The following is a 24,894-nucleotide window of genomic DNA, read 5'->3' as shown; positions in this document are numbered from 1 at the left end:
GCACCGTGACCCGGCAGCCTTCCGCGGTCGTCAGTGGGCGTCCGGCCGGCGGTCAGTGGCCCTCGCGGCGGTCAGTGCCCCTCGCGGCGGTAGAACGGGCGCACCTTCTCCCGCACCCAGTCGCCGACGAGGTCGTCCGCCACGTCCAGCAGGACCAGATTGACCGGCCAGGGCACCTGGACCCGGCCGAGCGCGCGGCCGATGGCGTCCATCGGCGCGCTCTGTCCCGCGCCGTCCCAGGTGGCGAACTCGACGCCGACGAAGAGGACCGGGTCGCCGCCCTCGATGCTGGCCAGCGCCCGGCGGGCGGTGCTCACCACTCCGGTGGCCTCGAACTCCTCGGACACGGCGGCGAGGAAGTCGACCGGGTCGTGCTGCCAGTCCGGCTCGAACAGCCGGACCCGGCCGCCGGTGGCGGGCCCGTCCAGGGCGGTGCGGCCGGCCCGGCACAGCTCGGCGACGGCGGGCGGCGGAAGCGGTATGCCGACCGCGCCGCCCGGGTTCACGGCGATGCCGACCTGCGGGGGCAGGCCCCGGGCGAAGTCGCGGGCGGGCGCGACGGTGAAGGACATATGGCTGCCGACGCAGCTGAGGAACTGGGCCTCGGAGCTGAAGACGGGGACGAAGGCCGCGCCGTCGATCTCCATCATCGGCAGGTCGAGGTCCGCGCTCGCGGGGGTGCCACCGTTCGGCAGCGGCACCCAGACGGAGCTGCGGCCGAGCACCTCGACGAGGCGACCGCCCGCGTCGGGGACGCCGAGGGAGGCCGTCAGCACCTCTTCGAGCTCGTTGGCGGGCCACCCCTGCTGGGGGTGCGCCGGTGCGGGTGCCGGAATGTCCACTGCCTCTGCGCCCTCTCTCCACCGCTTCGGCCGCGCCGCGGCGGCCCTCTGCTCCGGCCAGCACCTTAACCGTCAGCGGGCGGTGGAGGCCTCGGCGGCCGTGAAGGAGATCCGGTCGAGCGCTCCCGCGGCCTCGCGGTCCAGCAGCACCGCGGAGGTGCAGCCGGCGGGCAGCAGCCCCTGCTCGGTGTCGCGGAGCAGCCGGGCGACCGCGTGCCGGTGGCGGGCGAAGGCGTAGCCGGAGACCCCGCGCCCACGCTCGCGCTGCCCCTGCCGCGCCACCTGGGGCGTCACGTCGAGCAGGATCAGATGGAGGGTGCGGCCCCGGCCCACGGCGTGCCGGGCGAGCCAGCGGCGTACCCACGTCTGGGTGCCGCAGTCGTGCACGACGACGGATTCACCGGAGCGCAGGGCGTTCCAGAGGCCGAGGTAGTGCGCGGCGCGGACCAGGGGGCGGTAGAGGGCGTAGGGCAGTAAACGGGGCAGGGCGGCGGCCCAGCTGTCGCGGGTGTTCTGGGAGTCGATGGCGCGGCCCCGCGCGGCCCGCCGGATGAGGGTCGACTTCCCGCTGCCGGGGAGTCCGGAGACCACGACGACGTCACCGGCGGTGAGATCGAGGCTGTACGGGGCACAGCTGTTACGCCCGCGCAGGTCACGTACCACCGGCGCGCCCTCCGTCAGCAGCTCCCGCACGGGAGCGCCGGGCTGTGCGGGCATCGCGCCGTCGGCGACCCCCGCGGTCGGTGCCGACCGCTGCAACGTCATCGCCCATCCCCCTGCCGTCGTGTCCCCCACGCCTGCCCCTGAAGTGTAAAGAAAAGGCAATGCGGCACAACCGTCCCAGGGCCTGTTGTAGCCGTATTCACCTGCGTGGGGACCGGACCCCCCACTCTCCCCCAATGCATGCGATGATGACCCCGCCAACTGCATACCGGCCGTTCGAATCCGCGCGGGAGAGTTCCGGCCACAGTGTGAGCCGGGCGCCGAAGGAGCAAGATCCTCCCTTGAATCTCTCAGGCCCCGTACCGCGTGGATGAGGCAGATCTGAAAAGCGAGCCGTTCCGCGGCTCCACCCAAGGTGCAAGCCGAGCCCCCTGATCCGGGGCGCCCTCCAGGGGCATACCCCGTCAGGGGCTATCGGCGAACCTCTCAGGTTCCGATGACAGATGGGGAGGATTCGTCCTGACGTCGTCATGCCCTGGAGCCGTATCCATGAGCACTGCCCCCCGTCTCACCGCCCTCGACGCCCTGCACCGCTCGCTCGGCGCCACCATGACCGACTTCGCGGGCTGGGACATGCCCCTGCGGTACGCCAGTGAGCGCGACGAGCACAACGCCGTACGCACCCGGGCCGGTCTCTTCGACCTGTCGCACATGGGCGAGATCACCGTCACCGGGCCCGAGGCCGCCGCCTTCCTGAGCTACGCGCTGGTGGGCAACATCGCCACCGTCGGCAACGGCCGGGCCCGCTACACGATGATCGTCCAGGAGGACGGCGGGATCGTGGACGACCTGATCGTCTACCGGCTCGGCGAGAGCGGGGCCACCGAATACATGGTGGTCGCCAACGCGGGCAACGCGCAGGTCGTGCTGGACGCGCTGACCGCCCGGGTCGGGGGCTTCGACGCCGAGGTGCGCGACGACCGGGACGCGTACGCGCTGCTCGCGGTCCAGGGCCCGGAGTCGCCCGCCATCATGAAGGCCGTCACCGACGCCGACCTGGACGGGCTGAAGTACTACGCGGGCCTGCCGGGCACGGTCGCCGGGGTCCCGGCGCTCATCGCCCGTACCGGCTACACCGGCGAGGACGGCTTTGAACTCTTCGTCGCGCCGGAGCACGCCGAGCAGCTGTGGCGGGCGCTGACCGAGGCCGGATCGCCGCACGGCCTGATCCCCTGCGGGCTCTCCTGCCGGGACACGCTGCGTCTGGAGGCGGGCATGCCGCTGTACGGGCACGAGCTGACGACCGCGCTCACCCCGTTCGACGCGGGCCTGGGCCGGGTCGTGAAGTTCGAGAAGGAGGGCGACTTCGTCGGGCGTGAGGCCCTGACCGCCGCCGCCGAGCGCGCCGAGTTGGCCCCGCCGCGCAAGCTGGTGGGCCTGATCGCCGAGGGCCGCCGGGTCCCGCGCGCGGGCTTCCCCGTCGTCGCCGACGGGAAGGTGATCGGCGAGGTCACCTCCGGCGCCCCGTCCCCGACGCTGGGCAGGCCGATCGCCATGGCCTACGTGGACGCGGCCTTCGCCGTGCCGGGCGCCGAGGGCGTGGGCGTGGACATCCGCGGCACGCACGAACCGTACGAGGTCGTCGCACTGCCGTTCTACAAGCGCCAGAAGTGACATCCCGGAAGGACCGGCGGCGACCGGACCTTTTCGACAGCGCGCAGACGTCATCGAAGTGACGCGCGCACAGACGTCACAGAAGTGACGTTCCTCCGTCTCACACCGTAAGACCACCGTTCATCAGCACTCCCCCGCGTACAGGAGAATTCAGGTCATGAGCAACCCCCAGCAGCTGCGGTACAGCAAGGAGCACGAGTGGCTGTCGGCCCTCGAGGACGGCGTGGCCACCATCGGCATCACGGAGTACGCGGCCAACGCGCTCGGTGACGTCGTCTACGCCCAGCTCCCGGAGGTCGGCGACACGGTGACCGCGGGCGAGACCTGCGGCGAACTGGAGTCGACCAAGTCCGTCAGCGATCTGTACTCGCCGGTGACCGGTGAGGTGACGGCGGCCAACCAGGACGTCGTGGACGACCCCTCGCTGGTGAACTCCGCTCCCTTCGAGGGCGGCTGGCTGTTCAAGGTGCGCGTCGCGGAGGAGCCGGCCGACCTGCTCTCCGCCGACGAGTACACCGCGTTCTCCGGCAACTGAGACCTTAAGGGACCCCCTGATGTCGCTTCTGAACTCCTCCCTCCACGAGCTGGACCCGGACGTCGCCGCCGCCGTCGACGCCGAGCTCCACCGTCAGCAGTCCACCCTCGAAATGATCGCCTCGGAGAACTTCGCTCCGGTCGCCGTCATGGAGGCGCAGGGCTCCGTCCTCACCAACAAGTACGCCGAGGGCTACCCGGGCCGCCGCTACTACGGCGGCTGTGAGCACGTCGACGTCGTCGAGCAGATCGCGATCGACCGGATCAAGGCCCTGTTCGGCGCCGAGGCCGCGAACGTGCAGCCGCACTCCGGCGCCCAGGCGAACGCCGCCGCGATGTTCGCGCTGCTGAAGCCGGGCGACACGATCATGGGCCTGAACCTGGCCCACGGCGGTCACCTGACCCACGGCATGAAGATCAACTTCTCCGGCAAGCTCTACAACGTGGTCCCGTACCACGTCGACGAGAGCGGCGTCGTGGACATGGAGGAGGTCGAGCGCCTCGCCAAGGAGTCCCAGCCGAAGCTGATCGTGGCCGGCTGGTCCGCCTACCCGCGCCAGCTGGACTTCGCCGCCTTCCGCCGCATCGCGGACGAGGTCGGCGCGTACCTGATGGTCGACATGGCGCACTTCGCGGGCCTGGTCGCGGCCGGCCTGCACCCGAACCCGGTGCCGCACGCCCATGTCGTCACCACCACCACGCACAAGACCCTCGGCGGTCCGCGCGGCGGCGTGATCCTCTCCACCCAGGAGCTCGCCAAGAAGATCAACTCCGCGGTCTTCCCGGGTCAGCAGGGCGGCCCGCTGGAGCACGTGATCGCGGCCAAGGCGGTCTCGTTCAAGATCGCGGCGGGCGAGGAGTTCAAGGAGCGCCAGCAGCGCACCCTGGACGGCGCGCGGATCCTGGCCGAGCGCCTGGTCCAGCAGGACGTCACCGAGGTGGGCGTATCCGTCCTCTCCGGCGGCACCGACGTGCACCTGGTCCTGGTCGACCTGCGCAACTCGGAGCTGGACGGCCAGCAGGCCGAGGACCGGCTCCACGAGCTGGGCATCACGGTCAACCGGAACGCCATCCCGAACGACCCGCGCCCCCCGATGGTCACCTCGGGCCTGCGGATCGGCACCCCGGCGCTGGCCACCCGCGGCTTCGGCACCGAGGACTTCACGGAGGTCGCGGAGATCATCGCCGCCGCCCTCAAGCCGTCCTACGACGCGGACGACCTCAAGGCCCGCGTGGTCGCGCTGGCCGAGAAGTTCCCGCTGTACCCCGGCCTGAAGTAACACCTGGCCTGCGGTTCCGCACGTTCGGACGGGGCACCGCGCACACTGAAAGAGTGAGCGCGGTGCCCCGACCCGTGTCCCCCGCGCCACCTTTTGCCCTGCTCGACCCGTTTGACCTGCTTGACCCGCGGGCCCCACCCCGGCCCGTTCCGCACCACCTGGCCCGTTCCCGCACCACCCAGGCAGACAACGGCGTCTTCCAACCTCAAGGAGTTCTCCCGTGGCCATCTCGGTCTTCGACCTCTTCTCGGTCGGCATCGGCCCGTCCAGCTCCCACACGGTGGGCCCGATGCGGGCCGCCCGGATGTTCGCGCGCCGCCTCAAGAACGAGGGCCTGCTCGCGCACACCGCCTCGATACGGGCCGAGCTGTACGGCTCCCTCGGCGCGACCGGCCACGGGCACGGCACGCCCAAGGCGGTCCTGCTCGGACTGGAGGGCGAGTCGCCCCAGACCGTGGACGTGGAGTCCGCCGACGGCCGGGTCGAGGAGATCCGCGGCAGCGGCAGGATCAACCTGCTGGGCATGCACGAGATCCCGTTCGACTTCGACGAGGACCTGGTCCTGCACCGCCGCAAGGCGCTCCCGTACCACGCCAACGGCATGACGATCCTCGCGTACGACACCGAGGGCGCGCCGGTCCTGGAGAAGACGTACTACTCGGTCGGCGGCGGCTTCGTCGTCGACGAGGACGCGGTGGCCGGGGAGAACCCGATCGTCCCGGACGACACGGTCCTCAAACACCCCTTCCGTACCGGCGACGAGCTGCTGCGCCTCTCCCGGGAGACCGGTCTCTCGATCTCCTCGATGATGCTGGAGAACGAACTGGCCTGGCGCACCGAGGCGGAGATCCGCTCCGGGCTGCTGGACATCTGGCGCGTCATGCAGGCCTGCGTCTCGCGCGGCATGTCCCGCGAGGGCATCCTCCCCGGCGGCCTCAAGGTCCGCCGCCGCGCCGCGAACTCGGCCCGCCAGCTGCGCGCCGAGGGCGACCCGCAGGCCCACGCGATGGAGTGGATCACTCTGTACGCCATGGCGGTCAACGAGGAGAACGCGGCGGGCGGCCGCGTGGTCACCGCCCCCACCAACGGCGCCGCGGGCATCATCCCCGCCGTTCTGCACTACTACATGAACTTCGCGGCCGGCGGCTGCACCGAGACGGAGAAGGAGGACAGCGTGGTGCGCTTCCTCCTGGCGGCCGGTGCGATCGGCATGCTGTTCAAGGAGAACGCCTCGATCTCCGGCGCCGAGGTCGGCTGCCAGGGCGAGGTCGGCTCCGCCTGCTCGATGGCGGCCGGAGCCCTGGCCGAGGTCCTCGGCGGCTCCCCCGAGCAGGTGGAGAACGCCGCCGAGATCGGCATGGAGCACAACCTGGGCCTGACCTGCGACCCGGTCGGCGGCCTCGTCCAGATCCCCTGCATCGAGCGCAACGGCATGGCGGCGGTGAAGGCGGTCACCGCGGCGCGGATGGCACTGCGGGGCGACGGCAGCCACAAGGTCTCCCTCGACAAGGTCATCAAGACCATGAAGGAGACCGGGGCCGACATGAGCGTGAAGTACAAGGAGACGGCGCGGGGCGGGCTCGCGGTGAACATCATCGAGTGTTAGGCAGACGGCCCTGACCAGCGCGTTCGCATCTTTCAGCGTTGTCAGGGCCTTCGCTGCCCACTCGACGGAAAGCCCCTGGCAAGGGCGTCTGTACACCGGAGCGCGTCTTCGCGCGGCTGTCAGTGAACATCTGCTCGCGCTGGTGGAGCGGCGATACCAACTTCGTGCGCCGTCCGACGTGGCGGTCGGGGTCTCGCAACCGCCGCACGCGCTCCAGGCACTGGTCGAGACCGCGGGTGGACGTGGATCGCGGAACACCGGCTCCCAGGCCCGTCGCCGGCTGCTTCCGCACGAGCCGGCACGAACGACCGGGACCGGAACCACTGGATCCCGCCAGTCACCGCAGTGCCGCCGACCGCATACGCGGCATCTACTGGACACTGGATCGCTGAGCTCGGCGGCGATGAACGCCCAGCGCAACGGAGGCCGACACGCCGCCGGCGGCGACGCCGAACCCGACAGCAACGCCAACCACGAAGGTGAGGCCCGTAGCAATCGCGCCCCAGCTGTAGTCCGACCTCGTGCTCGCCAAGCTGGGCAGCGTCACTGCGGCCAAGGTCGCAAAGAAGCCCAGATATCCGATGAGTCCGGCGACGAGTGCGGCGTAGGCAGCCGCAGCCACGGGACGCGGCTGCCGGCCCACGGTAAGGGCGACACGCGTCGCGCAGACGGCCTGTGCCAGCACGACGACACCCCATACGACATGCAACGAGCCGAACGGCATGAGCAGTACAGCTGTCAAAGCTGCCCCCACGCCGTACCACAGCCCCTTACGGCGCCCCCAAGTCACCTTCCATGGTCCCTGGCTCGGGCTCGGACCGTTGGCCGCCGACGGTTTGTGTATGCGCGGGCGCCCAGCACCGGCCCTCTGGGCCCGGCGGCGCCGAATTCCCAGCGCGACCGCGGCTGACACGCTGCCGAGGATGACGCCGAGGGTGACGCCGAGGGCAACGCTGTACCGGGCCCCGACCGCCAGGCAGCTCAGGTTGCCCACGACACCGGCGGCGAAGGCCGCGACTATGGCGGCGGCCACGGGGAGCGGGTGACCTCGGCGATCCGTAGTGCGGGCCACACCTACCGCGCAGCCGACCTGCACCAGCATGACGACGGCGATGACCATGCCCGCCCTGGCGCCGTACACGGTGAGGCAGACAGCCGGCACGGCGGCCACCAGCCCGCACCACAGTCCCTTGCGGAGAGCCTGTCCGAGATTCGCCGAACCCGACCCGGCGAGCAGCAGCACAGCCCCCGCGAGCAGCATCGGGAGAGCCAGAGCAGGGAAGAGCGCGAACAGCACAGGCAGTGCGACAAGGGTTGCGAAGCCGCTGAGTGCTCCAGCTTCACCGCCAAGCATCGGCATGTACGTCGCAACCCAGCGCCCCAGGCTGAGATAGGCCAGCCCAACGGATACCAGGACGGACGCCACCCCCAGAACCGTCCACAACACCCTCTTCGCCGCCCACCCCTCCCGCGCGCCCACCGCGTCCGCCCACGCAGCCACCACCGCACCCAGCCAGCGTCGAACCGCCCACGCGAACAGCAGCATCAAGGGAAGCCACGCAAAGAACTGTCCCCACACGGAGTCGCCCCCATGGAAAAACGCGGCGACGGTGGTCGGAACCAGACTGCTACCCACCGCCAGGCCCAGCCCCAGGCCGACGCCGACCGCACGACGACCCGGAACCCGCGACTGGGGAGCCCCCTCTCGTACAGTGTCCTGCCACGTCGCCGCCCCTACGGCGACCGTGATGAAGACCCCAGCTGCCGCGATCCCCACTCCCTGGACAATGAGCGAGCCGCCCGGCCACGACCCCAGCACGCTCCAGTGGAGGATCACCGCGCCCAACCCCACCGCACCCCAGTCCCACACACTCGTAGTCCCCAGCAGACGGCTGTCGTGCAATACGGCACGACGGCGCTGAGGCGACGGGTGCACGCGCAGCACCTCCGGCCACCGCCTCCGGCTGCTCGGAAAGTACGTCGCGAGCATCGCGTCCGTGTGCGCCACGTCCACACCCCACCGGTACACCTGCGCGTCCGCGAACAACTCACGGCTACGCAGAACCGAGTTGCGCAGCAGCGGAGCCATCACGGCGAGGACGATCTGCAAGGCCGAGCCGGCGAACGCATAGGCGAGGAGAGCACTGTCCGGGGTGGCCCCCAGGAACCCAGGGACAAGAAGGGGGTTCGTCAGGATGTTGAACACCAGCAGCGGCATGAAGAAGCGCCACATCACAATGGTGAGGAATCCCCTGTCGAGGTCGCGGTTGTGAATATGCGCCAGCTCGTGCAGCAGTACCACGCGAAAGGCCACCGGGTCACGCCGCGACAGAGTCTCCAGGCCGCCGGAGAGCACAATGAACCGACGCCCCGGCCGTCCGAAGGCAAGGGCCGAGCAGCGCGGGTCAAGCGGGTCGAGCAGGTACGTCACGGGGACCGCGACGTCGGTGCCGAGCTGGAGCCGGGCCAGTAGCGCCAGCAGGTCCCCACCGCCCGGGAGCGCCCCGTCCGACGCGATTCTCGACGGTACGACGCGGCCGATCTCCTCATACCGGCGGCGCCGGATGCGCCAGGCCGGCAGCCACCACACGGCCAGGCCCATCGCCACCCAGAACATCACCAGAGCAACCAGCGACCATCCCGCGAAGTTGTGTGGCGGGCTGCCGCACTCGGGTAGTGCAGACGGCTGGTCGACGTTTGCCCAGTTCACCTTCCCGATCTGGCGGTACTGCTCGGTCTGGCACCTCTCGTACGCCGCCACGGCGGCGTCGCTGACGGGCTGGAAGACATCCGCCACATTGTCGGCCAGGGACATCATGAACGCCGAGGGGATGGCCGCGAGCAGAACGAAGCGGAGTGTCGTCCCGGAGACCAACGACGCAGGCGAACGGTTCCGCGACGTGCCAGGAAGGTCAGCCGCGCTCATCACCGCCGTCGCCGTCGGCCGTGCGGGCTGGGTTCGTACCGGTGGTAGCCGTGCGTGTCGCCAGCTCTGCGACGATTCCGGCGGCGACCAACTCGGCCTGTTCGGCCGTCAGTCCCAGCCTACGAGCCTCACTGCCCGCGACCGTCCGGATGGTCGCCAGCTGTTCAGGTCCCGGCGCCCACTCCGCTTCCCCCTCCAGGGACGGGCTACCGCGCCGGAAGACTCGCCCTGCCCACGCACGCATGCGGCCGGTCAAGGAAGTGGCAACCTCTTCGAGCACGGAGTCGGCCAGCTTGGCGACGATGTACAGCACCGCCAGGCTCAGCATGGTCGTCACACCATCAGCGCCAATGCCGAGCGGCTCGTTCCGCCGGGCCGCCCGGCGCACTTGACGCCCTGAGGCCGCGTGGAACGTCCTGGCTACAGAGGGAAATCGAGGAATCTCGTCTGGTGCGATGCGCTGCACCACGCCACGGGCCAACTCATCCACGCCGGACGTATTCCGCATGGCTCGTGCTACCGATGTCATCGCCCTCTGCCCCGTCCCCGTACGCCACGGCGTCGCCCCAGTGACCGTCGTCACACCCATCGCGAGGGTAGCGCGGGCCGCGTCCTGGCGCCGCCGTCATCACAAGATCTACCTGAGCCCTCGACCAGGAAGCGTGGGGGCAACTCCCTTGAGGGGAAGGGGTGCCCCGCAGTGACCTGCGGTCTGCCCCATCAACACGTCATCCACTTCCGGGGCCGCCGCTGACTACGGCTCCCGCGACCAGCGCACCAGCTGGTCACGCTCGTCAGCGGTCAACACGAACTCGACGCAAGGGCGCCCCGAAAGCGACATCCTGGAACCACAGCAACTTGACGCCATGACTTCAGGCCCAGGACACCGGGGCAGCGGCGGGACGCGTGCCGAGGTCGAGGTCTCCTCGCCACCCCGCGGTCTCCGATTCCCGTACGAGCGCGGTGCCACGGGCCCCGTCCGCGGCACCGCTCGCCCGCGGAGGCGCTACTTCGCCGCGTCCAGTGCGGCCAGGGCCTGCGCCCAGCCGACGTACTTCAGGTCCGCGAGGTCGGCCACGGTCTTGACGCCGAAGGCCTCCTCAAGGAGGGCACCCTGCCGGTCCGAGACTCCCTTGAGCGCCGACACCGGCGCCGCCAGTACCTCGGGCACGCTCTTCTCCGCCCACGCCTTGTCCAGCACCTTGCCCAGATCGATCGAAGCCACGTCCGTACCCTCCTCGTTCCGCGCTCCCCACGAAGCGCGCGCGTACCGCGGGAGCCGCGCGGACTTCCGCACCGCCCCATCCAGCTCTACAGACATGTAGAGCATAGGAGAGAAGGGCGGCCCCGACAGGCAGGGACAGAAGATCGGCCGGGATTGTCCGAAAGTCCACGCACCGCTCGCGACGGGATCAGTCGGCGAGGGCGGGCCCGGGGGCTCCGCGCCCGGTGCCGCCCAGGCGGCGTACACGCCTCCTGGCGCTGCCGGAGGCCCGGTGGGCGCTGGCTTCCCTGCTGCTGTTCCTGCTGGCGCTTCCCGTGTATCTGCCGGGTGCTCCGGTGTGGGCGTGGGGTCCGCTGTTCGCCGCCACCTACGTCACCGGCGGCTGGGAGCCGGGGTGGGAAGGCCTCAAGGCCCTGCGCGAGAAGACGCTGGACGTGGACCTGCTGATGGTCGTGGCGGCACTCGGCGCGGCCGCCATCGGGCAGGTCCTGGACGGCGCTCTGCTGATCGACGTCTTCGCCACCTCCGGCGCCCTGGAAGCGGTCGCGACCGCCCGCACCGCGGATTCCGTGCGCGGCCTGCTCGATCTCGCCCCCGACGTCGCGACCCGGCTTCGCGCGGACGGCACCGAGGAGACGGTGGACGCCGGACGCCTGCTGGTGGGGGGACGTCGTCCTGGTGCGCCCCGGTGAGCGGGTCGGCGCGGACGGGCACGTACTGGACGGGGCCAGCGACGTCGCTCAGGCCACGATCACCGGCGAGCCGCTGCCGGTGGCCAAGCAGGCGGGGGACGAGGTGTTCGCCGGCACCGGTGCTCTGCGGGTGCGTGTCGAGCGGGATCCGGCGGACTCGGTGATCGCCCGGATCGTGAAGATGGTCGAGGAGGCGTCCGGGACCAAGGCGCCGACCCAGTTGTTCATCGAGAAGATCGAACAGAGGTACTCGATCGGCATGGTCATCGCCACCCTGGCCGTCTTCTGCGTCCCGCTGGCCTTCGGCGATGATCTCCGGTCGGCGTTGCTGCGCGGAATGACGTTCATGATCGTCGCCTCGCCGTGCGCGGTGGTCCTGTCGACCATGCCGCCGCTGCTCTCCGCGATCGCCAACGCGGGCCGCCACGGCGTGCTCGCCAAGTCGCGGTCGTGATGGAGCGCCTGGGGCGGGTCGACGCGGTGGCCCTGGACAAGACCGGCACCCTGACCGAGGGCACTCCGCGGGTCACCGACATGCTCCCCCTGCCCGCGTCGGGCCTGGACGAGGACCGGCTGCTGGCGTTGGCGGCGGCGGCCGAGCGCCCCAGCGAGCACCCCTCGCCCGCGCCGTCGTCCGGGCCGCCCGGACACGCGGCCTCGTCCTCGTCCTCGTCCTCGTCCTCGCCGAGGCGACCGGATTCACCTCCTCCCCCGGGGCCGGCGTCACCGCGGCCATCGACGGCCGCCGTTCTGGTCGCCTGGGACCTGTTCGGCACCCTCCCCCTGCCGCTGGGCGTCGCCGGGCACGAGGGCTCCACGGTCATCGTCGGCCTCAACGGCCTGCGCCTCCTGCGCGAGGCCGCCTGGGACCGGGCCGCCCTCGCTCGCGGCGGACCGGGGCACGAACGCTGACGCCGCGACGGAGACCGGTGCCCGCTACCGCCCGCCGCGCGCCCGCTCCTTCGCCAGCCACGGACCGAACTCGCTCTCCAGCACCAGCCGTCCGAGCTTGCGGTACTCCTGGAGCACCGCCGTGACCAGTTGGTCCATGGTCAGCGGGGCCCCCGACTCGGCCGCGAGGTAGGCGGCGGTCACCGCGCAGGCACGGATCGACCCGCCGGCCAGCTCGAAGCGGTCCGCGCAGAACTCCAGGTCGAGCGCCGCGTCGCGCGGGACCGCCGGGCCCAGACAGCGGTCCCACAGGGCCAGGCGCTGCCGGGCGTCGGGCATCGGGAACTCGGCGATCACGTCGAGGCGGCGGGTGAACGCCTCGTCGAGGTTGGCCCGCAGATTGGTGGTGAGCACGGCGATGCCGTCGAAGGACTCCATGCGCTGGAGGAGGTAGGCCGACTCCACGTTGGCGTGCTTGTCGTGCGCGTCCTTGACCTGGGACCGCTTGCCGAAGATCGCGTCGGCCTCGTCGAACAGGAGGATGCCGTTGACGTCGGACGCCTCCACGAAGATCCGCTCCAGGTTCTTCTCGGTCTCCCCGATGTACTTGTCCACCACCGTGGACAGGTCAACGACGTAGAGTTCCATGCCCAGTTCGGCGGCGATCACCTCGGCGGACATGGTCTTGCCGGTGCCGGACTCACCGGCGAACAGGGCGATGACGCCCCGCCCCCGGCCGCCGCCCGGCCGCATCCGCCACTGTCCGAGCACCGTCTCGCGGTGGCGGGCGCGCAGGGCGAGTTCGCCGAGCTGGGTGCGGGTCGCCGGGGGCAGCACCAGGTCGTCCCAGCCGACCGCGGGCTCGATGCGGCGGGCGAGCCGTTCCAGGCCCGCGCCGTTCTGGGCGCGGACCGCCGTCCGCAGGTCCTCCGGCGTCACCGGCCGCTGCCCGAGAACGGCCAGCCGGGACGCGACGGTCGCCGCCCTGCGCAGTTGGCCGGAGTCGAGCCGGTAGGCGGCGGCGGACTCGATGAGGGCGTCGTCGGCGCAGGCGTGGGCGGCGGGCAGGCCGACCGTCCGGCCCGCGTCGGCGAGCGCGCGCCGCCACTGGCGCCCGGCGCCGTCGGGGCCGGGGGGCGGGGCGGTGACGGGCACCGGGCTCTCCGCCGTCCACAGCGGATCCCAGTTCTTCTTCCCGTACGCGATCAGGGGCGTGGAGCCGAGCGCCGCGCACAGGGAGCCGAGCACCCGGGCCCCCTCGGGGCGTTCGGGGGCGAGCGTTTCGAGCGGGCCGAGGATCACCCCGGCGCGGCCGAGACGGGCCTCGGTCGCCAGGGCCACTACGAGCGGGGCCGGTTCGGAGGCGGCGGCGAGCGCCGCGATGTCGAGGACCAGCGGGCGCCGGCCGACGGTGGCCAGCGCCTCGACCGCGAGGCCGCGCGGGTCGCCGCCCCGGTCGAGCAGGTGCACCAGGCCGCTGCCCGTGCCGAGGGCCGCCGCGATCCGGGAGACCTCGGGGCGCTCGTCCGGGTCCCCGGGGTGCACGGCCTCCTGGACGAGGCCGCGCAGCCGGCCGTCGGTCTCGTCGTCGCCGAGGAGATGCGCGGTGACCCGGTCCGGTACGCGCAGGGTGCGGGAGAGCAGCGGACGCTCGCCGTCCGCGATCTCCAGCAGTCCGCCCGCGACGAGCGGGGCGGACGGCGAGAAGCGGAAGCGGCCGGAGCCCGCTGCGGGCAGCCCGCAGAGTTCCAGGGCCAGGCCGATGGTGGGCCGGCGGCGGGTGAGGTCGTCGTTGAGGTAGCCGTAGAGCCGCTCGAACCGGGTGTCGATGTCCGGGGCCATGGCGACCAGCAGGAGTTCGACGTCCAGCGGGGCGAGACCGAAGCCTTCTGCCAGTCGGCCGAGCCGGCTCCCGGCCGGGGCGTCCGGCCAAGCCCCGTCCTCGTACGCCGGTACGGGCGTGAACGCGTCGCGGGTCTCAAGGATCCGTGCGGCGCCCTCGGGGGTGAGGTACTGCCCCCGGTAGGGGTCCTCGGGGTCCGGGTCGACGGCCCGGCGTGCCGCGACGGCCTCCCGGACCCGCTGCTCGACGCGGCCGAGCCGCTCCCAGAGTTCCTCGACGCCGGTCATGGGGCCGTGACCGTGGAGCTGTTGTGGTGCCAGGGTCATCGTGCGGCGTTCCCCCGCTTGCGCCGGCCGGGCGGCAACCGCCGTTCACGGGGCGCGGCGAAGCCCTGCCCGCCCGGGTCGGATGCTCCGTCGTAGCGCAGGCGCCGGCCGGGGCCGCCGTCGTCGCCGTCCAGGTGGGGTGCTGCCTTCATCACGAGTCCTTCGGTGACGGGCGGGCCCGCGGGGGTGCGTTCCCCGGCCAGTGGGGCGACGACCCGCAGGTCGATGGCGGCCTTCAGCTCGCCGCCGAGCGCGGACCAGACGTCCGAGGCCGACGGTCCGCCGGTTCCGGGCCCCGCCGCCTCCAGCTCCACGGTCAGGCCGAGTTCGGCGAGGCTTCCGGTGTGCATCCGGGCGGGCAGCACGTCGGAGCGGACGAGGGCTCTCAACACCTCGGAGAGCAGGCGGTGTTCGTCCTGCGGACGGTTGGTCCAGGCGGTGACCAGATAGGTCAGCTCGAACCAGCGCGGCGGGGTCCGCCAGCCGGTGACCACGCCCTCCTCGTCGTGCGTCTCGGCCGTGCCGGTGCGCCGCCTGCCCGCGTCCTCACGGATGCCGTGCAGGAAGACGCTGATGGTCGGTGCGTTGCGGCGCGCGGACCAGTCCTTCGTCGGGGCGTCGAAGACCAGGTCGACGCCGCTGTCCTCCAGACCGGCCTCGACCAGCAGCAGCCGCAGCCCCTCGTCGACTTCGTGGATCATCGGCGGATCACCTCGTCCGGCGGGGTGATGGTGCCGAGCACCACGAGGAAGTCGGTCTTCACGGGGCTGAAGCCGGGGCCCTTCGCGGTGATCGTGCGCGGCCCGGTCCGGTCCTTGGCCAGGATGAGGAGCTGGGCGATGAAGGTGCCGTCGCCCAGCGGCCGGGTCGGGGCCGCCGCCGCGGTGATCCCGGGCTTCCAGCTGAGGGTGACGGGCGCGCCGGGCGGGAAGTCCTTGCCCCGTACGGAGGTGACGAAGCCGGGCTTGCCGATGGCGGGCACCGCGATGATGCGGGGCTGGAGGATGCGCAGCGGGATCCGGGAGACGTTGTCGCGAAGGCCGGCGTCGGTGCCCGTGGTGGTGAGCTGTGCGGTGATCGTCGTCCGGAGGGCCTTGTCGGGCGACAGGACGACGCTGATGACCGTGGACGCGCCGGGCGCGAGGTCGGGGAGCGTGCAGGCGCCGCCGGCGCAGCCCGCGGGGAGCGGTCCGGCGGGGATGCCTCCGGGCAGTCCGAGCTTCAGCCGGAGTCCGGTGGCGAGCGCGTTCCTGCCGTTGCGCACGGTGTACGTCACCACGACCTTGCCGCCGACGTAGCCGGGGCTGGGCTGGGCCCGCACGGTGACGCCGGGTCCGGCCTCGGGCGCGGGCGGCGGCGGTGCGGGGGCCGGCGGCGGGGGCGGCGTGGTCGTCGTCGGCGGGGTGGGGGTGGGCGTCGTCGGGGTCGGGGTCGGCGTCGTGGGAGTGGGGGTCGGGGTGGGTGTGGGTGTGGGCGTCGGCGGCGGCGGCGGCACCTCCTCGACCGGGACGATCGTTCCGGTGGCGTTGTCCGTGGGGTTGGGGTCGAGGACGGCTCCGGTGACGGACCAGTTGATCCGCTGGTCGCCGGTGGTCACGCCGGTCAGCCGCGCCGTGATCGTCACGTCGGTCCCGGGCGGGACGATGCCGAGGTCGCATTGGGGCGTACCGGCGGCGCAGCTCCCGGCGTCGGTGGTCAACTCCTCCAGTCGTACGCCGGGCGGGGCGTCGACGGTGAGGAGGGTGCCGGGCGAGGGCGAGGGGCCGCGGTTGGTGACGGTGATCGGCACCTCGGTGGACGAGCCGACCTCCACCGGGTCCCCGGTGGGCGGTGCGGTCAGCGACAGGTCGACCGACTGCTGGTAGGCGGGCTCCTTCTGCCGTCCGTTGTGCGTGTTGTCCAGGGGGGCCACATCGCCGGAGCCGATGTCGAGTACGGAGAGCTGCTCCATGGAGTTCGCCGGGAACGCGCGGCGCGAGGTGAACAGGAGCTTGCCGCCGTCCGGGGACCAGGCCACGTCACGGGGCTGGTGGGGGCCGGTCACGGAGGTGTCGGGGATCGGCAGGTCGCAGCCGTCGGGGTTGTCCTTCTGGACGGAGGGCAGCACGACCCGGCAGCCGCCGCCGCGCAGGGGTTTGATGAGCACCCCGGCCTGATGGTTGGACCGGCCGCCGCCGTCCTTGCGGTTGAAGGCCACCTTCGTGCCGTCCGGCGAGAACGCGGGGCTGTCGTCGATGACGTCGCAGTCGCCGGGGCAGATGGTGGCGCTCAGGTCCCGCTGCCGGTCGAGGTTCGCGACCGGCACGACCCAGATGTGCTTGTTGCCGCCGTTTCCGTTGATGACCTGGCTGCGGGTGAAGGCGAGGTTGAGGCCGTCGGAGGACCAGGTCGGCTGGGCGTCGTCGCCCGTCTGCTGTCCCTCGGGCGGCCGGACCTCGTCGAGGATCGCGCCGGTGGCGACGTCGGCGATGAGGATGCGGCTCGGACCCGCGTCGTCCCCGACGCCGCCCGGCGAGGTCCGGGTGAACGCGAGCTTGGTGCCGTCCGGCGAGAAGGTGGGGTCGGTGTCCCAGTCCTCGGGGCCGCGCCCGTCGAGCTGTAGCACCTCCGCGTTCGTGCCGTCGGCGTCGGCCATCCAGATCCGTTCGATCCGCCCGGCGGCGCCGTCCTCGAAGCGGGTGACGACGATGTGCCGGCCATTGGGCGTGTAGTTCTGCCGCTCGTGCCACGGGTCGTACCCGGGCCCCGGCCGGAACAGGGGGTTCCTGGTGTGGTCGGTGTTCGTGCGGGCCTCAGGGTCCTCCTTCAGGATGGTGAGGCCCAGGTCGCGGGGGTCGGAGCCGTCCTGCCGGACGTCCTGGAGCGTCACGATCTGCGCGGCGGCCAGCAGCTCGTCCGGCTTCTTGACGGTCTCGGGGTCCGGGGTGATCCGGGGGACGACGACGGTCCCGGCCGGGGCGAACCAGGTGGGCGGGCCCACCTGGCGGTTCTCGTTGACCAGTTGCTTCGGCGGCTCGTCCTGGAACGCGGTCACCCGGTAGACGTGGTCGAAGTCGTCGCAGCCGCAGGTGTGGTACGGGCTGAGGAAGACGATGTCGTCGCCGTCGGGCAGCCAGGAGGCCGAGCGGGTGCCCCACTCGGCATGCGCGCCGGCCAGCAGCGGGCGGTCGGTCCCCAGGCCCTGGGTGGCCCGCAGTTCGGTGCCGTCGTCGACGTTCGGGTCGGGGTTCGTGGTGAGGGTGTACGCGACGAGGCCCCGGCGGGCGTCGTCGTCCACCGGGTTCCAGGACGGCTCGGTGGCGTCGCCCGCCGGTCCGTCGCTGATCCGGGTCCGGGGGCCGCCGGCGACGGCCTGCTCGAATATCTGCCATCCCCGCAGGGTGTCGCCGTCGCAGGCGTACGCGATCCGCGTGCCGTCCGGGGACCAGGTCGGGGACTCCTCGTTGTCCGGGGTGTCGCTGAGCCGGCGCAGGTCCGAGCCGTCGACACCGATCGACCACAGGTCGCGCTGGACCGTGCCGCCGGGTCCGGGCTCCGCCGAGTCGAAGACGACGGTCCGGCCGTCCGGGGAGAGTTCGGGGTGGGCCGCGTCCTTGTCGGTGGTGAGCCTGCGCACCGATCCGTCGGCGTCGCGGACGTACAGCTGGGGCCGGGCGCTGTCCCGCAGGCTGGTGAAGACCAGGACGTCGCCGCGGGCGGAGGGGTCCTGGTCGTAGTGGGTGGGGCCGTCGCCGAACAGCGGGTCGGTGGTGTCCTCGCCGTTGGCCTGCCCCAGGCTGCGGTGTTCGGTGCCGGCGAAGGCGACGCGCCCCGCCTGGAGCGGTTCGGCGTCCGCCACGGCGGCGACGGCCTCGGCGGCCCCGTGGGGGGCGGCGGCCGAGCCGACCAGCAGCAGCGGTGCCAACAGCACCACCGCACCGGTCAGTCGGCCCAGCCGGGAATGCTTTGCCGGGCCAGCAGTGCCGGTCACGGCCCACCTCACAGTCTGTCGATGACTCTCCACCGGCCAGCTTCGCCTCCGCGCGGGGGCGAAGGACAGGCCGCGAGTACCCGGGACGGGGGAAGGGATCGCTGCCCTTTGCGGCGGCGGGCGCCCCGGTGTCCGGGGCACCGCCCCGATGGGAGGGCCTCGGCAGGGCGCCGGGCGGGCCGCACAACGGCTCCGCCGGCCGACGGAGGTCCGTCAGGCCGGCGGCGGTGGCGCTGCTCGGGTGGGCGGGGGCGTCAGAGGTCGCCCTGGAGGTAGGAACGGGCCGCGGCCATCACGTCCTTGAAGTGCCCGTCGGCGATGGCCTGCAGGGGCGACTCGTCCTCCAGCTGGGGGTTCATCCCGATCATCCAGGCGCGGGCGGTGTGAGGGTTCTCGCCCTCCTCGATGAGCTTGAAGATCTGGTAGGCGGTGCGCAGGCGCACTTCGGCCTCGTAGCGCGGGGCGTTGAGCGCCTTGCACCACTTGCCGACCTGCTTGGCGTCCTCGATGCCGGCGACGTGCGCGGTGACGCGCTGGCTGAAGTTGTCCTGCAAAAAGCGCGCGATGTCCGCGATGGTCCTCTCCGTCGTGTCCCGGTGTGCGCGGGCCTCGGCGGCGGTCTCTCGCATGGTCTGCATGGTCTCCTCGTTTCCTCTCGCTCGCTGTGAGGCGTCAGCCGAGGATGCGTGCGCCGGAGGCGCGATGACGGGAAGGGGCCGCGTGGCGCTGCCGTTCGTCAGGCAGGGGCGACGGGGTCCGCGATATGCGCGGGGTTCCCGTGATCGCTTCGGGCGCATCTTCGGGCCGGAGGAGGTGACCGGTGTGGTGGGACGTAGGGATCGCCCCGCATCCGCGGTCGGGCGCGGCGATCGGCAGGCGTAAGTGGCCGGCAGTCTGGGTCAACACGGCTTCCCCCCTCTGATACTGAGGAAAGGGTACCCGTTTACCTGTCACTTACTCCATAGTTTTCCCACCTGGAAAGAGTGGTAAATCCCTCCTCCTTTTACTGCGCACTCCTCTGAGCTGCGTGTTTCCGAAAAGCCTTCATGTTGTTGGAGCACCCGTGCGAAGGAGTGCCCCGAGCGGAACACCGGATCGGGGGACATGGAGCACCGCCAGTCGGCCCCACCGGGGCGCGGATCACCGGACGGTGAGGCCGTACTCCCGGGCCACTTCCTTCAGTTCGACGGATTCGGCGAGGATCGGGCGGCGTTCGGCCTCGACGTACTCGGTGCCGCTGAGAACGGCCCAGCAGCGGCGTCCGCCGTACCCCGACCGGTAGGCGATGCCCTGGGCCAGCCGGTGTCCTTCGGCGTTGCGCTGGGCCACGGTCCAGGCGGCGATCTGCCGGGCGACCCGGCGGTCCCGTCCGTGGATGTGTTCCTCGCTCAGCGGGCCTTCGATGCCCCACGCCTCGAACTCGTGCCGCAGTTCCCTGCGGAGCACTTCACGGGTGGCGTCCGCGTCGACGTCCAGGAACCGGGCGTCGGGCGCCAGCTTCAGCCGGACGAGGATGTGGGTGTCGCGCCAGCTGGACGCGAGATGGCCGAGCTTCATCCGGCCGGCCGCCACGGGCTCGTCGGCGAGGAGTTCGCGCATCTTCGGCTGGACCCGGAAATGGGCCAGGGCCTCCGCGTAGCAGCCGGCCTGTTCGGACGCGCAGTAGAGCATGCCGTAGGTGAAGAGGCTGAAGCGGCCCGCCGACGATCCCTCGATGGTCTCGGGTTCGATCCGGTTGAACTTCAGCGGATCGGTCGACTTTCCGAGCCGCCAGACGCCCCGGTCCGGGGGGAGCGCGAGCGCGACCGGAGGAACGGCGTCCGGGTCTAAGACAGCGGTCATGAGTCCTCGATGGCGATAGCGGTGAAGGCGTGCCCGTGTGGTCCCGGCTCGCGGCTGATCATTGTGGCGTACGCACCCCGCGCTTGTCGGCCCGTCATGCCCCGTCGGCGGGCGCATCGGCGGAGCACGTCGGCGCGCGGACGGCGCACATGGGCGTCACGGACGGTCGGGCCGGAGACGGTCGTGGTGGACACGGAAGATCATGGTTCCCGCCTCTCCGGTCGCTAGGAGCACGGTGGACGGCTCCCCTTCCGGCTGCGGGGCCGTGCGGAGGGCGCTGACGGCGTGGCCCGTGACGATCTGCAGGAGCAGCCGGTCGGCGACCGCGTCCCACAGGTGGATGCCGGTGGCCCCGGCGGCGGCGAAGACCACGCGCCCGCCGTGGACCCGGAAGGCGGTCACGGCGTTCAGTTCCCCGTCGCCGGGGGCGAATTCGGCGAGGTGGCCGGAGGCCGCGTCGGGGTCCCAGAGCCTGAGCGTGCCGTTCTGCCCGGCGGTGACCATCCGGAGTCCGGCCCCGCCCCGCGGGCGGGCGAAGGCCACGTCGTTGACGATGTTCTGGCCGCACCGGATCGTCGGACCGCGCTGGGCGAGGGCGGCGACGTCCCAGACGCGGAGGTTTCCGTCACTGCCGCCGGACGCGAGGAGGACGCCGTCGTCGGTACGGGTGGAGGCCAGGCAGCGGACGCTGAACCGGTGGTCGTCGAAGACGGCCACACCGCGGTGCCGGTCCAGGTCCCACAGCCGTACGGTTCCGTCCGCGCTGCCGCTGGCCAGCAGGGCCGGACCGTCGCCGCCGGGCAGCGCGAGCAGGGTGAGCGCGGGTGAGTGGTGCCCGCGCAGCCGCGGCGGCGGCGTGCGGTCGTCGCCGGGGCCGAGGGTGTGGAGCGCGATGCTGTTGTCGCTGAGAGCGGCGGCCAGCATCAGGCGGTGGTGCGGACGGGCCCAGGCGAGGGCGGTGACCGGCTCGTCGTCGATGACGGGCCGCTTCTCGCCGGTGCCGATGTCGCGGACGAGCGTGGTGGTGCCCTCGGTCGCCGCGAGGAGATGCGCGGGTCCGGGTGACAGCGCGCTGGCGGTGACGCGGTTCCACCTGGCCCGCCCGTGGAGGAACGTGGCGCCGGCCAAGGGCCAGTTGCGGATCGTGCGATCGGATCCGGCGGTGATCAGGCGGGCTCCGGAGCGTTCGGGCAGGGCGGTGAGGGCGGTGACCGCCTCGGCGTGCGCTTGCAGGGGCTCACCGACGGGTTCCAGGCTCTCGGGCCGCCAGAGGCGGACGGTGCCGTCGGCGCCACCGGAGGCGAGGGTCTCGCGGCCCTCGACGGTGACGACGGCCAGGGAGGTGACCGCGCCGACCGTCGTGGCCCGGACCGAGCGCGTACGGGGGGTGGAACCGGCGCTGTGCACGGAGAGGTTGCCGTCGGCGTCGCCCACCGCGTAACTCCCGGGCTCCGCCAGTGCGACCAGGGTGCGGACGGGCGCGGGATGACGGGAGCGGATCCGGGTGGCGCCGCCGTCGAAGTCGGCGACGGTGTCGTGCCGGGCGATGAGCAGCGGTCCGCCGTCCGGCCGTGTCGTGCCGCTCAGGAGGGCCGCCGCGGGGGCCGGCGAGGGCAGCGGGACGTCGGCCCGGTGCAGGGTCGCCGTGTTGAACGCGGCGAGGTGGCCGTCGCTCCAGGCGGCGAGGAGGACGGGGGCCCCGGCCTGCGGCCGGTGGAGCGTGAGCGAGGTGACCCAGGCCCCGGCGCGTCGCGCGACCGGACCGATCGGGCGGCCGCGGGAGGCGTCGAGTATCGCGACGGCGCCGTCGGTGCTTCCGGTGGCGACGATCCCCTCGGGCAGGGTCAACAGGTGGGCGACGGCCCCTTCGTGCAGGGTGATCGGCGGCGCGGACGCGGAGCCGTCGCGCCTCAGGACGCGTACGACGCCGTGGTCGTCCCCGGTGACCAGCAGGGCCTGGTGGGGCGCCCGTCGGCGCGGGAGGGTCGACGTCAGGGAGACGACGTCGGCGTCGTTGAGCGCCCACACGTTGTCCGGGCTCGCGCAGTCGCTCCACAGCGGCGTGACGGGCGAGCGGTCGAACGGCGTCTTCGGGGTGCCCGGCCGGGGCGACGGCGTGTCCCGTGACATCGCGGCGTGGTGCGCCAGGTGCAGGCTGGTCAGCCGGGACAGCGGGCTGAGATCACGGGAGTAGGGCTCCAGAGTGGCCCAGGCCTGGAGCCACTGCTGCTGGGCCGGCCGGTCCCCCTCTCCCGCCAGCAGGCGGCCGAGCCCGGAACTCGACTCCCAGGGCAGCAGGGCGGGCGGCACGTGGGTGTCGTCCAGGACGCGGCCCTGCGCGGCGTGCTGGGCCAGGTGCCGCCGCAGATAGGGGTGGGGCGGGATGCTGGGGTCGTCGGGGACGAGTTCGGCGAGGGCGGCGGCCAGTCGGCGGTGGATCTCCGCGTGCCGGTCGCCGCCGGCGGGCCCGCTCATGCCGCCCCGCCCCGGTCGAGCCAGTCCGTGCCGACGTCGCGCAGGGCCTCGGCCAGTGTTTCGTGGGCGGGCCGGTAGACCCGCCGGTCGTCCTCGTGGTCGTGGGCCAGATAGCCGTTGAGCCGGCTCTTGAGCAGCTTCGCGATCATCGCGTCCCAGTCCGCCAGGGGCCGGCCGAGCAGCACCCGGGCCATCTGCGGCCAGATGGTGGACCAGGGGATGCCCGCGCCCCCGGCGAAGGCGGACGCGCGCAGCAGGGCGAGCGCCACCTCGGAGGGGAGCCCGTCGCCCTCGACCAGCACGAGGTCGCGCTTGAGGAGTCCTTCCGTGCCGTTGTTCAGCATCCGCTGCCACTCCGGCTGCCGGGCGACGGCGGCGGGGTCCTCGGCGGAGCGGAGCTGTTCCCCGGCGATGCGCGCGTCGATGAAGGAGGGCCAGACGACGGGTGCGACCAGCCGGGCCGCCTCCTCGGCCGACTCGCGGTGCCCGCCGCCCTCGCAGATGAGGGCGTGCAGATACGCGGCGATGTCCTTCTCGCTGGCCTCGTCGTCCGTACGCTGCTCCTCGGCCGTCGGGAAGAAGGCCTTCAGCGCTTCGTTGTGTCCCTGCTCCTCCTCGGGCAGTTCCCCGGACGGTTCGCTGAGCGGGCGGCTGGAACGCACTCCGATCAGCAGCCGCAGGCCGGGTTCCGGGGCGGCGAACGGCTCGCCGTCGAGCCGCGGTACGGGGACCTGGTCCAGCCGCGGCGCGCAGAACTCGTTGAGCGGCGCCAGCACGTCCTCGATGATGCGCTGCCGTTCGTCCGCCTCGTCGAGACCGTCGATGACGAGGGTGACCGCTTCCTCGCGGCCCCGGAGCGCGGCGAGGATCTGCTGGGCCGCCTCGACGACCGGGTCCTCGGTCGACCGGATCCGCCGGGGCGTCTCCCCCAGGGCTTCGAGGATGTCGTGGGCCAGCTGCGCCGCGCCCCGGTGCCGGGCCAGGACCGCCCCGGTGATGGATTCGGCCGCGGGGACGGTGTCGGGCGCGGACAGGTCGAGCGCCGTCTTGCAGAGGGGGTCGTCGCGGAACGCGGGGTCGCTCAGGACGACGGCCCGGGCGAGCACGGCGGACTTGCCGCTGCCCGCGCTGCCGGTGACGAGCAGGACCCCGCGGGTGCGGGCCGGGCTGAGGAAGGCCGCGATGCTGCGGTTGAGGTCCTCACGGCCCCGGAAGTACCAGCCGGGGTCCTGGTCCTGGGTGCGGCCCGTGGCCCGGTCGAGCCAGTAGTCGCCGGCCGGTGTGCCCGCGTGCCGCCCGTCCGCGCCGGTCAGTTCGCGCACCCGGCGGTATCCGGGGTTGGGGATGCAGGGGGTGGGGGCGAGGACGCCGCTGCCGTCGACCACCCGGTGGAGCCGGTGCTTCTTGCGGTCCGCCGGGTCCAGGCCCCGTTCGAACTCCGACATGAGGTCGACGACGCGGAGGTGGGGGGTGGTGATGCCCGCGGTGGTGCGGAGCCGTTCGAACGCGTCGCGCAGCAGCGTGGAGAACCGCCTGACCTGGACGGGCCGGTCGTGTCCGCAGGTGACGAGGACGTCGAGCTGGCAGCTGTTGCGCCGGTCGGCGCGGATGTCCTCGACCAGTTCGTCGATCTCGCCGCTGATCTTTCCGGCGTAACAGGTGTTGACGATGACCAGGACGTTCCTGGCGTGGGAGTCGAGTGCCGCGGTGATGAGGTCCGTGGTGCGGATGGAGGTGTTGAGGTGGCGTCCCTTCTCGGAGTCGGGCAGCTCCAGGAAGTGTGTCCGGGAGCCCGCCACGCCGTGGCCGGTGATGAACAGGACCAGCGCCTCGCCCGTCATCTCCCGTACCCGGTGCTCGCGGAGGAAGTCCTCGACGTGCGCGCGTTCGGTCACGGTCGGGGCGGGGATCTGGTGGAACCCGGCGGAGGCGACCGGCGAGGACCACCACTCGGCGACGACGTCCAGCTGTTCGTCGATGCCCGCGGTGAAGCTCTCGTCGCCGTCGCCGTAGTCGCGTACGGCCAGCGTGAGCAGGGTCCGCTCCGCCCCGTTCTGCTCGGCGGCCTGATTCCGCCCTAACTCCCCCACCGTGTTACGCATCTC

At 72.2% G+C, this 24,894-nt stretch carries 16 protein-coding genes, 1 pseudogene and 1 riboswitch; of the genes and pseudogenes, 5 read left to right on the top strand and 12 right to left on the bottom strand.

Features of this window, described 5'->3' with window-relative positions; translation table 11 throughout:
- Nucleotides 1–71 precede the first annotated feature (71 nt).
- Nucleotides 72–842 carry an enhanced serine sensitivity protein SseB gene (locus ACIRJT_RS21500; protein WP_403911419.1) on the bottom strand — a complete coding sequence of 257 codons (771 nt, stop codon included), beginning with the start codon at nucleotides 840–842 and terminating at the stop codon, nucleotides 72–74.
- A gap of 72 nt (nucleotides 843–914) precedes the next feature.
- The gene (locus ACIRJT_RS21495) at nucleotides 915–1,607 is read right to left on the bottom strand and encodes an AAA family ATPase (RefSeq protein WP_403911417.1); all 693 of its coding nucleotides are present in this window, start codon (nucleotides 1,605–1,607) and stop codon (nucleotides 915–917) included.
- Between the two features lie 175 nt (nucleotides 1,608–1,782).
- Nucleotides 1,783–1,880: riboswitch (glycine riboswitch) on the top strand.
- A 174-nt stretch (nucleotides 1,881–2,054) separates the two neighbouring features.
- On the opposite strand from ACIRJT_RS21495, the gene gcvT reads away from it, so the two are divergent.
- The 4 genes from gcvT to ACIRJT_RS21475 all read left to right on the top strand — a co-directional run bounded on the left by gcvT (nucleotide 2,055) and on the right by ACIRJT_RS21475 (nucleotide 6,599).
- Complete coding sequence (gcvT, locus tag ACIRJT_RS21490) at nucleotides 2,055–3,179, top strand: glycine cleavage system aminomethyltransferase GcvT (protein ID WP_403911415.1); 1,125 nt, start codon at nucleotides 2,055–2,057, stop codon at nucleotides 3,177–3,179.
- Nucleotides 3,180–3,336: 157 nt separating this feature from the next.
- Complete coding sequence (gene gcvH / locus ACIRJT_RS21485; RefSeq protein ID WP_010060008.1) at nucleotides 3,337–3,714, top strand: glycine cleavage system protein GcvH; 378 nt, start codon at nucleotides 3,337–3,339, stop codon at nucleotides 3,712–3,714.
- Nucleotides 3,715–3,733: 19 nt separating this feature from the next.
- Entirely contained in the window at nucleotides 3,734–4,993 is a 1,260-nt protein-coding gene (glyA, locus tag ACIRJT_RS21480) for a serine hydroxymethyltransferase (protein WP_403911413.1), read from the top strand.
- A gap of 220 nt (nucleotides 4,994–5,213) precedes the next feature.
- Nucleotides 5,214–6,599, top strand: coding sequence for an L-serine ammonia-lyase (locus ACIRJT_RS21475; protein ID WP_215103184.1), 1,386 nt, complete (start codon nucleotides 5,214–5,216; stop codon nucleotides 6,597–6,599).
- Nucleotides 6,600–6,969: 370 nt separating this feature from the next.
- Here the strand turns inward: ACIRJT_RS21475 and ACIRJT_RS21470 are convergent, their stop codons facing one another.
- From ACIRJT_RS21470 to ACIRJT_RS21460, 3 genes are all read right to left on the bottom strand, one after another.
- The gene (locus ACIRJT_RS21470; protein WP_403911410.1) at nucleotides 6,970–9,474 is read right to left on the bottom strand and encodes a M48 family metalloprotease; all 2,505 of its coding nucleotides are present in this window, start codon (nucleotides 9,472–9,474) and stop codon (nucleotides 6,970–6,972) included.
- Between the two features lie 37 nt (nucleotides 9,475–9,511).
- Nucleotides 9,512–9,862 (bottom strand): hypothetical protein, encoded by a 351-nt coding sequence (locus ACIRJT_RS21465; protein WP_403911408.1) that lies wholly within the window; start codon nucleotides 9,860–9,862, stop codon nucleotides 9,512–9,514.
- A 669-nt stretch (nucleotides 9,863–10,531) separates the two neighbouring features.
- Complete coding sequence (locus ACIRJT_RS21460) at nucleotides 10,532–10,750, bottom strand: hypothetical protein (protein WP_403911406.1); 219 nt, start codon at nucleotides 10,748–10,750, stop codon at nucleotides 10,532–10,534.
- A gap of 224 nt (nucleotides 10,751–10,974) precedes the next feature.
- Here ACIRJT_RS21460 and ACIRJT_RS21455 point away from each other — a divergent pair.
- Nucleotides 10,975–12,221: pseudogene (locus ACIRJT_RS21455) on the top strand (HAD-IC family P-type ATPase); the annotation flags it as partial.
- 157 nt (nucleotides 12,222–12,378) lie between these two features.
- On the opposite strand, the gene ACIRJT_RS21450 reads toward ACIRJT_RS21455, so the two are convergent.
- From ACIRJT_RS21450 to ACIRJT_RS21420, 7 genes are all read right to left on the bottom strand, one after another.
- Complete coding sequence (locus ACIRJT_RS21450) at nucleotides 12,379–14,502, bottom strand: ATP-binding protein (RefSeq protein ID WP_403911405.1); 2,124 nt, start codon at nucleotides 14,500–14,502, stop codon at nucleotides 12,379–12,381.
- Nucleotides 14,499–15,203, bottom strand: coding sequence for a DUF4255 domain-containing protein (locus ACIRJT_RS21445; protein WP_403911403.1), 705 nt, complete (start codon nucleotides 15,201–15,203; stop codon nucleotides 14,499–14,501). The genes ACIRJT_RS21450 and ACIRJT_RS21445 overlap by 4 nt, the downstream gene beginning before the upstream one ends.
- Nucleotides 15,200–18,472, bottom strand: coding sequence for a hypothetical protein (locus ACIRJT_RS21440; protein ID WP_403911402.1), 3,273 nt, complete (start codon nucleotides 18,470–18,472; stop codon nucleotides 15,200–15,202). Before ACIRJT_RS21440 ends, ACIRJT_RS21445 begins: the two co-directional genes overlap by 4 nt.
- A 254-nt stretch (nucleotides 18,473–18,726) precedes the next feature.
- Complete coding sequence (locus ACIRJT_RS21435; protein ID WP_403911400.1) at nucleotides 18,727–19,110, bottom strand: XRE family transcriptional regulator; 384 nt, start codon at nucleotides 19,108–19,110, stop codon at nucleotides 18,727–18,729.
- Between the two features lie 502 nt (nucleotides 19,111–19,612).
- Nucleotides 19,613–20,314 carry an RES domain-containing protein gene (locus ACIRJT_RS21430; RefSeq protein WP_403911398.1) on the bottom strand — a complete coding sequence of 234 codons (702 nt, stop codon included), beginning with the start codon at nucleotides 20,312–20,314 and terminating at the stop codon, nucleotides 19,613–19,615.
- A 156-nt stretch (nucleotides 20,315–20,470) separates the two neighbouring features.
- A complete protein-coding gene (locus tag ACIRJT_RS21425) occupies nucleotides 20,471–22,789 on the bottom strand; it encodes a WD40 repeat domain-containing protein (RefSeq protein ID WP_403911396.1) in 2,319 nt (772 codons plus the stop codon).
- On the bottom strand, nucleotides 22,786–24,891 hold the full coding sequence (locus ACIRJT_RS21420) for an AAA family ATPase (RefSeq protein WP_403911394.1): 2,106 nt from the start codon (nucleotides 24,889–24,891) through the stop codon (nucleotides 22,786–22,788). The genes ACIRJT_RS21425 and ACIRJT_RS21420 overlap by 4 nt, the downstream gene beginning before the upstream one ends.
- Nucleotides 24,892–24,894: the final 3 nt, after the last annotated feature.

It is taken from the genome of Streptomyces sp. NPDC102283 (assembly GCF_044766265.1).
Taxonomy (GTDB): domain Bacteria; phylum Actinomycetota; class Actinomycetes; order Streptomycetales; family Streptomycetaceae; genus Streptomyces.
The sequence above is the reverse complement of the archived record's forward strand: the minus strand, read 5'-3'. Positions and strand labels throughout refer to the sequence as shown.

Bases quoted from the DNA above. Each gene is read 5' to 3' on its own strand.
- ACIRJT_RS21495 (WP_403911417.1), bottom strand. From the start codon at position 1,607: ATGACGTTGCAGCGGTCGGCACCGACCGCGGGGGTCGCCGACGGCGCG.
- gcvT (WP_403911415.1), top strand. From the start codon at position 2,055: ATGAGCACTGCCCCCCGTCTCACCGCCCTCGACGCCCTGCACCGCTCG.
- gcvH (WP_010060008.1), top strand. From the start codon at position 3,337: ATGAGCAACCCCCAGCAGCTGCGGTACAGCAAGGAGCACGAGTGGCTG.
- glyA (WP_403911413.1), top strand. From the start codon at position 3,734: ATGTCGCTTCTGAACTCCTCCCTCCACGAGCTGGACCCGGACGTCGCC.
- ACIRJT_RS21450 (WP_403911405.1), bottom strand. From the start codon at position 14,502: ATGACCCTGGCACCACAACAGCTCCACGGTCACGGCCCCATGACCGGC.
- ACIRJT_RS21445 (WP_403911403.1), bottom strand. From the start codon at position 15,203: ATGATCCACGAAGTCGACGAGGGGCTGCGGCTGCTGCTGGTCGAGGCC.
- ACIRJT_RS21435 (WP_403911400.1), bottom strand. From the start codon at position 19,110: ATGCAGACCATGCGAGAGACCGCCGCCGAGGCCCGCGCACACCGGGAC.
- ACIRJT_RS21430 (WP_403911398.1), bottom strand. From the start codon at position 20,314: ATGACCGCTGTCTTAGACCCGGACGCCGTTCCTCCGGTCGCGCTCGCG.
- ACIRJT_RS21425 (WP_403911396.1), bottom strand. From the start codon at position 22,789: ATGAGCGGGCCCGCCGGCGGCGACCGGCACGCGGAGATCCACCGCCGA.
- ACIRJT_RS21420 (WP_403911394.1), bottom strand. From the start codon at position 24,891: ATGCGTAACACGGTGGGGGAGTTAGGGCGGAATCAGGCCGCCGAGCAG.